The sequence below is a fragment of the Kibdelosporangium persicum genome, assembly GCF_013280595.1.
Lineage (GTDB): Bacteria > Actinomycetota > Actinomycetes > Mycobacteriales > Pseudonocardiaceae > Kibdelosporangium > Kibdelosporangium persicum.
The window spans coordinates 78979-92897 of the sequence record NZ_JAAATY010000017.1 but is presented as its reverse complement, the minus strand read 5'-3'; the positions used below and the strand labels follow the sequence as shown (position 1 = coordinate 92897).

General features: G+C 72.1%; 11 protein-coding genes. 4 read left to right on the top strand and 7 right to left on the bottom strand.

Annotated features, from left to right (window positions below; translation table 11 throughout):
* Positions 1-4: 4 nt before the first annotated feature.
* The 3 genes from GC106_RS27440 to GC106_RS27430 are packed head-to-tail and all read right to left on the bottom strand — an operon-like array spanning position 5 to position 2591.
* Positions 5-472 (bottom strand): MaoC family dehydratase, encoded by a 468-nt coding sequence (locus tag GC106_RS27440; RefSeq protein WP_173136505.1) that lies wholly within the window; start codon positions 470-472, stop codon positions 5-7.
* On the bottom strand, positions 469-1380 hold the full coding sequence (locus GC106_RS27435; protein WP_173136503.1) for an SDR family NAD(P)-dependent oxidoreductase: 912 nt from the start codon (positions 1378-1380) through the stop codon (positions 469-471). The genes GC106_RS27440 and GC106_RS27435 overlap by 4 nt, the downstream gene beginning before the upstream one ends.
* Positions 1381-1400: 20 nt before the next feature.
* The gene (locus GC106_RS27430) at positions 1401-2591 is read right to left on the bottom strand and encodes a cytochrome P450 (protein ID WP_173136501.1); all 1191 of its coding nucleotides are present in this window, start codon (positions 2589-2591) and stop codon (positions 1401-1403) included.
* Positions 2592-2825: 234 nt separating this feature from the next.
* Between GC106_RS27430 and GC106_RS27425 the strand changes: the two genes are divergently transcribed.
* From GC106_RS27425 to GC106_RS27415, 3 genes are read left to right on the top strand one after another with little or no spacing between them, the layout of a single operon-like run.
* Entirely contained in the window at positions 2826-3875 is a 1050-nt protein-coding gene (locus GC106_RS27425; protein WP_173136499.1) for an ABC transporter substrate-binding protein, read from the top strand.
* Positions 3856-5628 carry an ABC transporter permease gene (locus tag GC106_RS27420; protein ID WP_173136497.1) on the top strand — a complete coding sequence of 591 codons (1773 nt, stop codon included), beginning with the start codon at positions 3856-3858 and terminating at the stop codon, positions 5626-5628. The genes GC106_RS27425 and GC106_RS27420 overlap by 20 nt, the downstream gene beginning before the upstream one ends.
* Positions 5625-6773, top strand: a complete 1149-nt coding sequence (locus tag GC106_RS27415) for an ABC transporter ATP-binding protein (RefSeq protein WP_246366792.1) — start codon at positions 5625-5627, stop codon at positions 6771-6773. The genes GC106_RS27420 and GC106_RS27415 overlap by 4 nt, the downstream gene beginning before the upstream one ends.
* 5 nt (positions 6774-6778) lie before the next feature.
* Here GC106_RS27415 and GC106_RS27410 read toward each other — a convergent pair whose 3' ends face one another.
* The 4 genes from GC106_RS27410 to GC106_RS27395 are packed head-to-tail and all read right to left on the bottom strand — an operon-like array spanning position 6779 to position 12866.
* Positions 6779-7960, bottom strand: coding sequence for a thiolase family protein (locus GC106_RS27410; protein WP_173136495.1), 1182 nt, complete (start codon positions 7958-7960; stop codon positions 6779-6781).
* A complete protein-coding gene (locus GC106_RS27405) occupies positions 7957-9558 on the bottom strand; it encodes a long-chain-fatty-acid--CoA ligase (RefSeq protein ID WP_217281029.1) in 1602 nt (533 codons plus the stop codon). The genes GC106_RS27410 and GC106_RS27405 overlap by 4 nt, the downstream gene beginning before the upstream one ends.
* Before the next feature lie 30 nt (positions 9559-9588).
* Positions 9589-10806: an FAD-dependent oxidoreductase gene (locus GC106_RS27400; RefSeq protein ID WP_173136491.1), complete on the bottom strand. Its 1218-nt coding sequence runs from the start codon at positions 10804-10806 to the stop codon at positions 9589-9591.
* Positions 10803-12866, bottom strand: a complete 2064-nt coding sequence (locus tag GC106_RS27395) for an acetate--CoA ligase family protein (protein ID WP_173136489.1) — start codon at positions 12864-12866, stop codon at positions 10803-10805. Before GC106_RS27395 ends, GC106_RS27400 begins: the two co-directional genes overlap by 4 nt.
* Positions 12867-13009: 143 nt before the next feature.
* Between GC106_RS27395 and GC106_RS27390 the strand changes: the two genes are divergently transcribed.
* A complete protein-coding gene (locus GC106_RS27390; RefSeq protein ID WP_173136487.1) occupies positions 13010-13918 on the top strand; it encodes a PaaX family transcriptional regulator in 909 nt (302 codons plus the stop codon).
* Position 13919: the final 1 nt, after the last annotated feature.

The window sequence follows — 13919 nt, the reverse complement described above, 5'->3', positions numbered from 1 at the left end:
CATCTCAGGCCAGGTGCCGGTAGACCGCGCGGGCCACGCAGGCGGGCTTGTCGCTGCCGGCCAGCTCGACGGTGAAGTCGAGCAGCATCTGCACCCCGCCCTTGACCTGCTCGACCGCGGCCACCGTGCCCGCCAGCCGGATCCGGCCGCCGACCGGGACCGGCGCCGGGAACCGGACCTTCTCGAGCCCGTAGTTCACGCTCATGCTGACGCCGTCGATGACGAGCAGCTCGCCGAACATCGGGATGATCAGTGACAGCGTGAGGTAGCCGTGCGCGATGGTGCCACCGAACGGCCCGCTCGCCGCCCGTTCCGGGTCGACGTGGATCCACTGGTGGTCCCCGGTGGCGTCCGCGAAGGTGTTCACCTGCTCCTGGGTGATCTCGCGCCAGTCGGTCCGCCCGAGGTCCGCGCCCGCCAGTGCGAGCAGTTCGTCGATGCCGGTCGCCGTGCGCGTTGTCCCGGTTGTCATGCGTGTCCTTCCGCCGGTGCGGGAATGCCATAGGTGCTCGGTTCGCGGCCGACCGAGGTGTGCCACGTCGCGGCGATGGCGTCCGGGTCCCACCCGCCGGGCCGGTACGCGACCGCCACCTCCTCGGGGTGCGACCAGAGCGAGAGCTTGTCGCCGCCGATGCCGATCGCCTGTCCTGTGACGCCGGCGGCCTCGGTGGAGACGAGGAAGGCGACGAGACCGGCCGCGTCCTCGGGAGTGCCGAAGCCCTCGGCCTGCCGCAGCCAGTCCGGCAGCGGCTCGCCGCGTTCCTCCCACGCCGCCACGTGCCCGGTGAACGCGGGGATCGTCTTCGTCATCGCGGTGGCGGCGACAGGGATGACCGCGTTGACCGTGATGCCGGCCTTCGCGCACTCAAGGGCCCACGTGCGGACCATGCCGACGATCCCGGCCTTCGCGGCGGAGTAGTTGGTCTGCCCGAAGTTGCCGCGCTGGCCCGCGGGCGAACCGACCACCACCACCCGGCCGCCCTCGCCCTGCTCACGCAACCGCAGCACGGCCGCCCGCACGCAGGTGAACGTGCCACGCAGGTGCACGTTGACGACGGCGTCGAACTCGTCGTCGGTCATCTTCCACAGCACCCGGTCGCGGAGCACGCCCGCGTTGGTGACCATGGCGTCGAGCCTGCCGAACTCCTTGACGGCGCGGTCCACGAGCGCGTCGGCGACCGCGGCGGTGCCGACCGCCCCCGGCTCACCGACCGCCCGTCCCCCAGCCGCCCTGATCGACTCGGCGGTCTCGTGCGCGGCTGTGGCGTCCGCGTCGTTCACCACGACCGCGGCTCCCCGGCCGGCCAGCGCGGTGGCGTAGGCGGCGCCGAGGCCGCGACCGCCCCCGGTCACCACCGCGACCTTCCCGGTCAGGTCCATGGGTGTTCCTCCTTTGGTTTTCAGGCCGGTTGGAAAGTCATCGGTACGCGGTGGGTGCCCCACTCCGCCCACCGCGCCATCTCGATCTCGCCCGCGACGTCGAAGTCGGTGGTCCGCGCGAGCAGTTCGGCCACGGTCGTGCGCAGCATGAGGCGAGCGAGCGGGGCGCCGGGGCAGGAGTGGATGCCGGCGCCGAACGCGATCGAGCGGTGCAGTGCGGGCCGGTCGAGCACGAACTCCTCGCCGTCGCCGAACACCGCCTCGTCCCGGTTGGCGGAGGTGTAGACGAGCGCGATCGGCTCGTCCGCGCGGATCAGCCTGCCGCCGATCTCGACGTCGCGGCGCGCGGTGCGGGACATCCCGCGGTAGGGCGTGTAGAGCCGCAGGTACTCCTCGACGGCCGCGTCGATCCGCGCGGGCTCCGCCCGTAGAAGGCGCTGGAGGTCCTTGTCCCCGGCGAGGTGGGCGAGCATGGTGCCGATGAAGACGCTGGGCGCGACCATGCCGGTGACCAGCAGCTGGCGCACGCAGCCGTGCACGAGCTCCGGTGGCAGCGGCTCGCCCTCGTGGGTCTCGGCGAGCAGCGCGGTGGTGAGGTCGTCCTCCGGGGCCCAGGCGTCGGCGCGGCGCGCCTCGATCACGTCGGCGGCGATGTCGTAGAGCACCCGGGAAAGCCGCTTGACGTTCTCGTCGTCGACGACCTGGATGGCGGCCACGTACTCCGCGCTGATCCGCTTGATCCGCGCGGACAGGTGCAGCGGCACGTGGAAGAACTCCGCGAACACGTGCGCGGGGAACACCTGCGCGTAGTCGGCGGCGACGTCACCCGCGCCCGCGTCGATGAGCGGCTGGAGCACGGCGACGCAGTGCTCACGCACCTTCGGCGCGAGGGCGGCGACCTTGCGCGGGGTGAGCGACCGGTTGATCACGCGGCGGTAGACCGTGTGCTCCGGCGGGTCGAAGTGCAGGGGCGGGCGGCGGCCGGTGAACGCGAACTTCGGCACGACGTTCTGCACCGAGGTGGTGAACGTGTCGATGTCGGTCAGCACGCGGAGCACGTCCTCGTGGCGGAACAGGGCCCAGAAGCCGCCGTAGGCGGTGCTGTGCGCGACCGGGCACTCCGCACGCATCCGCTGGTACAGCTTGTGCGCGCTGGTGAACGTCTCCGCCGCGAGCGGGTCGAAGTCGTTGTCGAGCCTGGGGTCATGCATTCGGCCACCCGTGGTCGTCGTCTTATTCGACTAATACATCACCACTAGAAACAATAAGTGTCAAGTATCGTGCCGATATGACCGTTGACTGCAACCATCTACCCGTAGACCGCACAGGGTGAGCGTCCACGTACGACACGCAACCGGTCCAGCGAGCTCTTGACACTTCTTTGTGTCAGCGTCAGTGTATGTGATCCGACAAGCCGTGCCGGCCCAGTTCGCCAGGGAGCAATGATGGCTCTAAGCACCAGATTCAGGGCCGCGTTGACGGCCTGCGCCCTCCTCGCCGTGACCGCCTGCGGTGGCGGCGACGGCGGCGAGGCAGCGGCCGACGCGGCGGCGAAGGCCGGCAACAAGGCCTTGTCCGACCTCATCACCAAGGCACGCGAGGAAGGCGGCGTCACGTTCTACTCGGTGCCGCCCGAGGACGTCGCACGGGCGCTCGCGGACGCGTTCACCGAGAAGTACGGCATCGACGCGACCTTCGTCCGGCTCACCGCCGCGCCGCTCGCCCAGCGGTTCTCCGCCGAGGCGCAGGCGGGCAGGCCCGGCGCGGACGTGATCATGGTGTCGAACTCCCCGTTCTACGCCGACGGCATCGCCAAGGACTGGCTGACCCCGTTGCCGGAGGCGGGCATCCCCGGCTATCCGGGCGGGCTGCCCGCGGACTTCGTGCTCGCCGACCCGGGCACCGCCGTGGTGCAGGTGCAGCCGTCCGGCTTCGGCTACAACACCGACATGGTGTCCGAAAAGGACGCCCCGAAGGACTGGCCGGACCTGCTCGATCCGAAGTGGAAGGGCAAGATCCTGATGGCGAACCCGAAATCCTCACCGGCCTATGTGGACTTCTGGTACATGATCGAGAAGGAGTACGGCATCGACTACCTCCAGGATCTCCGCGGGCAGGTCGCCCGCTTCTACGACGGCACGGTGCCGCTCACGGAGGCGATGGCGGCGGGTGAGGGCGCGATCACCGTGCCGAACGTGACCTCGTCGGTGCAGCCGGTCGCGGCCAAGGGCGCCCCGGTCGCGATCAACGTCCCCGACCTCACCAACGGCCCGGAGATCGTCGCCGGGGTCGCCACGAAGGCCCAGCACCCCCACGCGGCACGGCTGTTCACTCACTTCGTGCTGTCCGAGGAGGGCAACAGGATCCTCAACAGCCAGCCGGGCTCGGTGTCGCCGTACGACAAGGCGAAGATGCCCGCCAGGTTCACCCGGATCACCCACGCGGACGCCGTGCGGAAGGAGAAGGAGATCCTGGGTGCCCTCGGTGCTGACTGACCTGCGCCCCGCCCCGGTCCGGCGGCCCGCGGCCCGCCGTCCACGCGGGCGGCGGTCCTCGGCCTTCGGCCGGGCCGGCATCGGGATCGCGATCCTGTTCGCGATCCTCGCGCTCTACCCGCTCGGCGCGGTCGTGCACCGCCTCCTGTTCTCCGGCGGCGGCTTCGACCTCGGCCCGGTCCAGGAGACCCTCGCCGAGCCGGGACTGGGCGGCCTGGTGGTCAACACCGTCCTCGTGGTCGTCGCCAGCACCGCCGTCGCGCTGGTGATCGGCACGATGCTCGCGTGGGTCAACGAACGCACCGACGCGCGGATGGGTGTGCTCACCGACGCGCTGCCGATGGTGCCGTTCCTGCTGCCGCCGGTCGCGGGCGCGATCGGCTGGGTGCTGCTCCTCTCGCCTCGCGCGGGTTACGTGAACAGCGTGCTGCGGGACCTGCTCGGCACGGTCGGGATCACCATGTCCGACGGCCCGTTCGACATCTACTCCTGGTACGGCCTGATCCTGGTCTACACGATCTACCAGGTGCCGTACGCGTTCATGCTCGCCTCCGCCGGGCTGCGCAACCTCGACCCCAGCCTGGAGGAGCAGAGCCGGGTCAGCGGCGCCGGTCCGCTCCGGACACTGCGCAAGGTCACGATGCCCGGGGTGAAGCCGAGTCTCGCGGGCGCGGTGCTGCTGATGCTGTGGAGCGGCTTCGGGTTGTTCTCGATCCCGGCGGTCATCGGCACCGGCGCGGACATCGACATCCTGTCCGTACGGATCGTCGAGTCGCTCGCCGAGTACCCGCCGCGCACCGGCGTCGCGGTCGGACTGAGCCTGATCGTCGTGGGATTCGTCGCGCTCGCCTGGTGGGGGCAGCGGCTCGTCGTCGGTCGCGGCAGGCACGCGACAGTGGGCGGCAAGGGGCAGCGGGTGAGCCGCATCCGGCTGGGCCGGTGGCGTGGGCCGGTCCGCGCGCTCATGGTGCTGTATCTCCTGGTCACGACCGTACTGCCACTCGTCGCCCTGCTGATCGTCTCGCTGACCGGGTTCTGGACGACGAAGATCAACTGGGGCGCGCTCGGCTTCGACGCGCTGCGCCGCGCGATCATCCAGGACTCGACGACGCAGGAGGCGCTGCTCAACAGCCTCGGGCTCGGCCTGCTCGGCGCCACCATCGGCATCGGCGTGGCCGCTGTCGTGGCGCTGTACGTGAGCAAGGCGGGTAGGCTCGGCCGGTTCCTCGACGGCGCGATCAAGTTCCCGTCGACGCTGTCGCACATCGTGCTCGCCGTCGGGTTCGTGCTCGCGCTGGCCGGGCCGCCGTTCGAGCTCGGCGGCACGCTCACCATCCTGCTGCTCGCCTACCTCGCGCTGTACCTGCCGCAGGCGGCCGTGGCGGCCGACGCCGCGGTGGCACAGGTCGGCGGCGAACTGCCTGAGGCCTCCAGGGTGGGCGGCGCGGGCGAGGCCCGCACGTTCCGCCGGATCTACCTGCCCCTGATGCTGCCCGGTCTGATCACGGGCTGGGCGCTGCTGTTCGTCCGGATGATCGGCGACCTCACCGCGTCGTCGATCCTCGCCGGGACCGGCAACCCGGTGGTGGGCTTCCGAATCCTCGAGATCTACCAGAACGGCTCGTACGCCACGCTCGCCGCGCTGTCCACTGTGCTCACGGTGATCAGCTGCACAGTCGTGCTGGTGGTGATGGTGCTGAGCCGCCGGAGCGCGCGGTGGAGCGCTCCGACGACCCCGACAGGAGCGCGATGACACTCATGGCACAGGACCCGGCCACCCGCCCGGCGGCGGGCGACGAGACACCCGTCGTCCGGATCACCGGGCTCGGCAAGGCTTTCCGCCGGGCCGACGGATCGGTCGCGAAAGCGATCGACGACGTGTCACTCGACGTGCGGCCCGGTGAGTTCCTCGTGCTGCTCGGCCCGAGCGGGTGCGGCAAGACCACGTTGCTGCGGACCATCGCCGGCCTGGAGCGGGCCGACACGGGCAGCGTCGCGCTGCGCGGTGTGGAAGTGTTCTCCGCCGAGCGCGGCATCGACCTCCCGCCGGAGCGGCGCAGGCTGTCCATGATCTTCCAGTCCTACGCGCTGTGGCCGCACATGACCGCGTTCGACAACATCGCCTACCCGCTGCGCAACGCCCGGCCACGACCCGACCGCGCCACGGTCGAGAAGCGGGTGCAGGCGGCCCTGGAGATGGTCGGCACGCCGGAGCTGGCGCGGCAGTACCCGAACCAGATGAGCGGCGGCCAGCAGCAGCGGATCGCGCTCGCCCGCGCCATCGTCGGCGGCGACGACCTCGTGCTGTTCGACGAGCCGCTGTCCAACGTGGACGCCAAGGTGCGTGAGCAGCTGCGGCTGGAACTGCTCGCGCTGCAACGGGAGCTGGGGTTCGCGGCCGTGTACGTGACCCACGACCAGACCGAGGCGATGGAGCTGGCGCACCGGATCGCGGTGATGGGCGACGGGCGGGTCCGGCAGCTCGCGGACCCGGCGACGGTCTACCGCCGTCCGGTCTCCCGTTACGTCGCGAACTTCGTGGGCACCGCCAACGAACTGGTCGGGACCGTGGTCCGGCACGGCGAGGGCACCACGACGCTGCGGACCGGCCTCGGGGAGGTGACCGGTGTGCGGGCCGGCCTCGCGGTGGGCGACGAGGCCGTGGCGGTGTTCCGCCCGGAGCGGACCCGGCTCGGCGCCGACGCCACCTCCGGGAACGGGAACACGTGGCCGGCGGAGGTGGCGGCGGTACTGTTCCTCGGCGCGCAGACCGAGACGGTCGTCAAGGCGGGGGCGCACTCGTTCCGGCTGCTCGGCGAGCACGACGTGGCCGAGGGTGAGCAGACCACGGTGACCGTCCGCGAGGCGGACGTCCTGATCCTCCCCGCGGACGGCTGACGGGACTACCTGTCGGCGACCTCGACCACGAGGGCGCCCGCGGTGTCGCCCGCGGCGCAGCCGGTGAACAGCCCCCGGCCACCACCGCGGGCGCGCAGGGCCTCGATCAGCTCGACGACGGCACGCAGTCCGGTCGGGCCCTGCGGGTGCCCGTACACGATGCTGGAGCCGTACGGGTTCATCCGGTCGAGCGGGAACCCGGTCTGCCGGTGGAAGTAGAGATCGTTCACGGCGAACGGGTTGTGCGTGGTCACCACGTCGATGCCGGTGATGTCCATCCCGGCGTCGGCGAGGGCGGCCAAGGCGGCGGGAACGGGCGCCTTGGGCATTCTGGCCGGCTCGACCCTGGCGAACGCCACGGACTTCAGCCGCACGACACCGCCGCCCAGCGCCCGCGCCGCGTCCACTGTGGACAGGACGGCGCCCGCTGTGCCATCGCCGGGGTGGGTCTGGGAGCCGTAGGTCACCACGCCGTCCGGCTTGACCGGCGCGAGCTTCGCGAGCCCCGCCGGGGTGGCCGGGTGCACGCCGACGTCCTCGGCGACCACCGTGTGACCTTTGCGTCCAGGCACGTGCACCTCGACCATGTAGCGCCGCTGCACGGCCCGATCGGCGGCCAGCGCGGACCGGTACTGCTCGTGCCGGAGCAGCGTGACGTCATCCAACTCCTGCCGGGTGAAGCCCTCGTCGGCGGCGACGTTCTCGGCCGTGGCGAGCATCGAGTCGTTGGTCGTCGGGTCCTCGCCCATCGGGTCGAGCACCCAGTGCTCGGTGCGCGGCGCGCCACCGGGACGGGCCGGCGCCGGGTAGACCATGAGCGGCCCGTTGCTGGTCCGGTCGGTGGCGACCGCGAGGACCGTGCGGTGCGCACCGAGCTGGACCTGGACCGCCGCCGTCTGCAGCACCGCGGCCGAGGTCGCGCACGCCTGCGCGATCAACGGGCCCGTCACCGCGAGCATGCCGAGGCGCGGGGTCACCGACGTGACGCCGTAGAACCCGGTGGCCTGCGGGACCGTGGTACCGAGGACGGCGTGGGTGACCTCACCGGGGTCGAACCCGCGCGCGGCCAGGGCCCGTCCGGTGACGTCGACGGCCAGGTCGATGCTCGACAACTCCGACAGCGGCCCCTGCCAGCGGGTGAACGGTGACGACCACCCCAGCGTGATGGCCACGTTGTCCAGCCTCATGAACTCCTCCTTGACTCCGACGCGGCGAGCCTGCTCTGCCATGCCTGCCGGATGCGGCGCTTGTCGAACTTGCCGGTGGCGGTCAGCGGCAGGTCGTCGACGAACTCGACCAGTTCGGGCACCCACCAGCGGGCGACCCGTTCGCGCAGGTGGTCACGCAGCTCGTCGGTGGTCACCGCGCCGCCGCGCACGACCAGCGCGGCGGGCCGCTCGACCCATTCCGGATGCGGTACCGCGATGACGGCGGCACGGGCGACGGCCGGGTGGTCCATGAGGTGGTTCTCCAGCTCGATCGAGCTGATCCACTCACCGCCGGACTTGATGAGGTCCTTGGTGCGGTCGAGCACCCGCAGGTAGCCGTCGGCGTCGACGGTGCCGACGTCGCCGGTGCGCAGCCACCCGTCGCGGAACCGGATCTCGTTGCTGTTGTCGTCGGGGCGGTAGTAGGACTCGGTCACCCACGGACCGCGTACCTCCACCTCGCCCGCCGAGACCCCGTCGTGCGGTTGAGGCGTGCCGTCGTCGCCGACGACCCGCAGCTCGACGCCCGCGGTGGTGAGCCCCTGCGTGGCGTGCAGCGCGAGCCGCTGCTCGTCGGGCAGCGTCTCCAGCCGGGCCCGGACGTTGGTGAGGTTGCCCGATGGCGACATCTCGGTCATGCCCCATCCCTGCTGCATCACCACACCGCGGCGGTGGTAGCGCTGGACGAGGTCGAGCGGGATGGCCGAGCCGCCGCACAGGATTCGTTCCAGGCGACCGAGATCCGCGTCGGCGAGCTGGTCGACGGCGAGCCAGAACGTCGGCACGCCGGCCGCCATGGTCACGCCCTCGGAGCGGATGAGGTCCACAACGGCCGTCGGGCTCGTGTCCGCTCCGGCGAGCACCAGCGACGCCCCGGCGAGCGCGGCGGCGTAGGGCAGTCCCCAGGCGGTGGCGTGGAACAGCGGGGTGAGCGGGAGGAGCACGTCACGTTCCCGGACCGCGAACGAGTCGGCGAACAGCGCGCTCATCGCGTGCAGGGTAAGTGAGCGGTGGGTGTAGACGACGCCCTTCGGGTTGCCGGTGGTGCCGCTGGTGTAGCAGAGGCAGGCGGCGGCCCACTCGTCCGGCTCGGCAGGCTCGGCGTCGGGTGCGGACGCCACGAGCTGCTCGTAGTCGACCGCGTCCGCGAAGTCGGGGTGCGGCACCGTGCCGTCCGCGACGACGACGTACTGCTCCACAGTGGACAGCAGCGGCCTGATCCCGGCCAGCCGGTGGGTGAGCGACGCGTCGACGAAGACCACCCGGTCCTCGGCGTGCCGGGCGATCCACGCGATCTGCTCGGAGAACAAGCGGACGTTGAGCGGTTGCAGCACCGCGCCGGCCAGCGGCACGCCGTACATCAGCTCAAGGTGAGGCAGCCGGTTCCACGAGAACGTGCCGACCCGCTCCCCCGGCGCCACTCCCAGCGACCGCAGCGCGGCGGCGAGCCTGCGTGCCCGCGCCGCCACCTCCGGCCACGAGCGGGTGATCCTGCCCGCCGGGTCGACGCCGACGATGCGGGCGTGCGTGCCGAACGCCACGGCGCGCCGCAGCACCATCGCCAGCGACAGCGGCATCCGTCCCATCGTGCCAAGCACGCGTCCCCCTCAGTAGCGGTAGATCGTGTTCGCCGGGGGCGCCTCGCGCGGCCCGTACGGCGCGATGTCCAGCCAGTGCCCCAGCTTCTCGTCGTCGGCGGCGCCCTCGGCGGCCGCGCGTTGCCTGGCACGCACCTCGTCGTCGGGCCGCAGGTGCTCCAGCGACACCCCGGCCGCGTCCCGGTTGAACAGGGCGGCCCGGCGCCGGGAGATGGCGAAGTCCTCCACCGCGGCGATGGCTCGGGCGCGGACCGGTGTGGACAGCGCGAGGTGCACCGCGGTGGCGGCCGCGTCGGCGTCGGGCACGCCCGAGTTCATGCCGCGGGCGCCGAACGGCGCGAACAGGTGCGCCGCCTCGCCGACGAGCAGGACCCGCCGGTGCGGGTCGGCGAAGTCGTCCGCGACCACCTGCAGGAACTGGTAGGACGACGCCCACGTGACCCGCTCGGCGTATGCGGGCGGCATGACGGCACGCAACCAGCTACGCAGGCCGTCGCCCTGCCGCAGTTCCTCCGGGTCGTCGGTGTCGTGCAGCTGAAGGTCGACGCGCCAGCCGCCCGCGAACGGCACGAGCAGCACGTTGCGGCCGTCGACGGCCGGGTGGCCGTAGTGGAAGACCCGTTCGACCGGCAGCGGGTCGGCCGGATCCTCCTCGGTGTCGACGACGATGTACCAGCCGTCGGACCGGTCGCCCGCCATGACCGTGCCGATCGCCTTGCGGACCGAAGAACTCGCGCCGTCCGCGGCGATGACGTAGTCGGCCTGCCACCGCGCTCCCTCGGCGGTCGTCAGCACCACGCCGTCCGATGTGGACTCCGCACCGGTCACGGCGTTGTTCCAGGCGAACTCGACGCCCGCCGCCTTGCACGCCTGCAACAGGTGCCGCTCGGTGTCGACCTGCGGCAGGCTCGTGAAGTGCGGCAGCCGCCCCGGCGCGGGCGGCGGGTAACTGCGCCGGAACACCTCACGCCCCTCGTAGAACGTGCGCTTGGTGTGCCACAGCACGCCGTGCGCGGCGAGGGTGTCCGCAAGGCCGGGGCACGAGCGGTCCAGCACCCCGAGGGTGACGCCGTGCACGAAGATCGCCCTGCTGCCGGGCCGCAACCGGTCCTGCGCACCCGCCTCCAGCACCGTCACCGACCGGCCCAACGCCCGCAACGCCAGCGCCGCGGTCATGCCGACCGGTCCGGCGCCGACCACGAGCGCCTCATGCCTGTCCGCTGTCACGAACCCACCTCTTCCTCGCCTGCCGACCGGTCGAACATGATCACCGCGTCCAGCGCGACGGGGCCGTCCCGCGTCAGCCGCAACGGGTTGACCTCCACCTCGGCGATGTCGTCGTAGTGCAATAACAAGGCGGCCACCGAGCCGATCGCGGCGCCGACGGCGGCCCGGTCGACCGGCGGCGCGCCGCGATAGCCTGCCAGCAGTGGCGACGGCAACGCGGCGACCATGTCCTGGATGTCCACATCGGACAGCGGGGCCAGTCGCAGCACCGGGTCCGGCGCCAGCTCGACGCCGACGCCACCGACGCCGAGCAGCACGGCGGGCCCGAACACGGGGTCGCGGGTGCCGCCGACGATCAGTTCGGGCCCTGGCGCCGCCTGCCGCTCCACGAGGTAGCGCGCCTCGACGCCAAGCCCGGCCGCGGCCCGGTCGATCGCGTCGAGCGCGGCATCGAGGGCGTCCGCCGTCCGCACGCCGGTCCGCACCGCGTCCACATCGGACTTGTGGATGACGCTCGCGGCGCGGATCTTGACCACGACCGGGCCGCCGAGCGCGGTGAGTGCCTGGTGCGCGGCGGCACGGGTGTCGCACGCGCGCCGGGCGGGTGCCGCGACGCCGAACCCCGTGAGCAGTTCCTTGGCCCGGTGCTCGTCGACGGGTTCCGGGCCGAGCAGTCGCCCGGCCGGCCGGGCGGGCGCTGCCCGGTGAGCGCGGCGGTGGGCGGCGGCGGCATCGTCGGCGAGCGCCGACATCGCCCGCGCGAGCCGGTCGGGCGACCGGAACAGCGGCACCGACAGCTCCGACAGTTCCGACTGCCTCTCGTCGAGCGTGGCGGCGGGGCCACCGCTCGCGACGAGCACCGGGACGGTGTCCGCCACGGCCCGCACAGTGGCGGCGAGGTCGAGTGCGCCCGGCTCGTCCAGCGCGTAGACGGCCAACGCGTCGACGCCCGGGTCGGCGGCGACCGTGGCGGCCACCTCCGGGAAGGTGCCTGCCGGGCGGCCGGTGTCGACCGGGTTGTCCTGATAGGTCAACGGCGGAAGCAACTCCCGGAGCCGTGCTCGGCTCGCCGGCGTCAACGCGGGCACGGACACCCCTGCGGCGTGCAACGCGTCCGCGATGATCAGTCCTGGGCCTGCCTGCCCGGTCAGCACGCCGACCCCGGGCCGCGCGGTGGGCGGAACGCGTCGCGCCGCCAGCGCGCGCAGTGCGTCGACCAGGCCGGTCGGGTCGTCGACGACGACCGCGCCCGCCTGCGCCAGCGCCGCGCGGGTGAGGGCGTACGGCCCGGTGATGGCGCCGGTGTGCGACCGGGCGAAGTCGCCGACGCCGGTACGGCCGACCTTCAGCGCCACGACGGGTTTGCGCGCCGCGGCACGTGCCACGGCGTCGACGAGCCGCCTACCGTCGGACACACCCTCGACGTGCAGGCCGATCACGGTGGTCTTGTCGTCGTCGGCGAGGTAGTCGAGCACGTCGGCGAACCCGATGTCCACGGCGTTGCCGAGGCCGACACCGAGCCGGACCCCCAGTCCTTCGGCCGCCGCGAGGAAGCACAGAGCGAGGTTGACGCCGCCGCTCTGCGCGACGATCGCCGCCGGGCCGGCCGGCAGGTCGGCGACGCCCGGGACGAACGACGCGAACACGCCGTCCACCGGGTTCACGAAGCCTGACGTGTTGGGCCCGAGCAGCCGGATGCCGTGTTCGCGCGCGACAGCGGTGACGGTGTCCTGCAGGGCGGCGCCGTCGGGGCCCGCCTCCGCGAAGCCGCCGGAGCACACGATCGCCGCGGCCACGCCCGCCTTGCCGCAGTCGGCCAGCACACCGGGGACCGCCCGGGGCGGGACGGCGAGCACCGCGAGGTCGACCGGCGCGCCGATCTCGGCGACGGTCGGATACGCCTGCCTGCCCGCGATGGTGCCGCCCGCCGGGTTGACCGGATACAGGTCACCGTCGAAGGAGGACAGCGTGCGGACCAGCGCGTTCCCGGCCTTGCCCGGTGAGTCGCTCGCACCGGCGACGGCGATGCCGCGCGGGTGGAACAGAGGACCGAAATGCACGCGCCGAGTATTGCTTTTTTCTCGATGGTCGTCAAGACGAGTGTCATATATCGCTGCACGAACCCCGTCTCCACCGCGCCCGTCGGCCAGGAAACAACCTACGTATCTCGTGTCGAGCGGGCGAAGAACTGTACAGTTAATGCATGATCGCCGTCCCTCGAGACCGGCCTGCGCTCCCCCGGATGCAGACCGGCGGCAGCCCTCAGCACCTGCTCCTCACGCTGCTCGGCGACTACTGGTACGGCCAGCGGGCTCCGCTGCCCTCCGCCGCGCTCGTCGCGCTGCTCGGCGAGTTCGGCATCACCGAGGTCAGCGCGCGGGCGGCGTTGAGCAGGCTGTCCCGCCGTGGCCTGCTGGAGCTGTCCCGCACCGGCCGGCACACGTCCTACGCGCTGAGCGGCCGTGCGGCGCAGGTGCTCGCGGAGGGTCTGCGCCACATCATCACGTTCGGCGCCGAGGAGTTGCCCTGGTCCGGCCAGTGGACGGTCGCGGTGTTCTCGGTGCCCGAGGACCAGCGGGACCTGCGCCACGCCCTCCGTACCCGGCTGGCGTGGCTCGGCTTCGCGTCCCTGTTCGACGGCGTGTGGGTGTCCCCGCACGAACGGGTCGCCGACATCACCTCGGTGCTGGCCGAACTCGCCATCGACACCGCGACGGTGCTGCGGTCCGAGGTGATCGACGGCAGCCCGGCGGGCGGCCATCCCATCAACGCGTGGGACCTCGACGGGCTACGCGGCCGCTACACCGCGCTGATCGAGGAGTACACGTCGGTGCGGCAGCGGTTGCTGACCGGGCAGGTCGGCACGGCCGAGGCCCTGGTGCTGCGCACGGCACTCATGGACGCGTGGCGCCGCTTCCCCGGCCTCGACCCGGAACTGCCGGCGGCGCTGCTGCCACAGCCGTGGCCGAGAGCACAGGCCAGGGCGCTGTTCACGGAGCTGTACGACGAGCTCGCACTGCTCGCGGAGCAACGCGTGAAACAGGTGGTCGGCCAGTACGACAAGAACGTCGCCGCGCTGGTGCGCGGGCACGGCAGTGACTTCGCCGGCTGAG